The sequence below is a fragment of the Mesorhizobium sp. M2E.F.Ca.ET.209.01.1.1 genome, from assembly GCF_004010375.2.
GTDB lineage: Bacteria > Pseudomonadota > Alphaproteobacteria > Rhizobiales > Rhizobiaceae > Mesorhizobium.
On sequence record NZ_SADP02001108.1, the window covers coordinates 1 to 294 of the forward strand.

At 60.9% G+C, this 294-nt stretch carries 1 pseudogene; it reads right to left on the reverse strand.

Going from position 1 to position 294, the window contains the following annotated elements:
• Positions 1 to 152 (reverse strand): annotated as a pseudogene (locus tag EN852_RS43005) (isoprenylcysteine carboxylmethyltransferase family protein); the annotation flags it as partial.
• Between the last annotated feature and the right edge of the window lie 142 nt (positions 153 to 294).

A 294-nucleotide genomic window follows, 5' to 3' on the forward strand; every position in this document is an offset into this window, starting at 1 on the left:
ACCGGCGTGTCCGGCGGGAAGGTCGACTGCCCAAACAGAAGTGCCGCAAACAGCACCACGACCAGCACGGCAAGCACGATCCGGCGCATATATTGGTAACCGCCCAACCCTTTGTTGTGGTTGTCGGCAGGGATCTTCACTTCATCGACCATGACCCATCCGATCGCGTTTTGCTCGCGATCGAGGAACTCGATCGGCGAGTGGCGATCGGATTGAAAACAGGCGCCCCGCCGATCGTCGGGACGCCGTGCCCGGCAATTCGGGCGGATTTTAGAGCGGGATGAAACGCAGCCC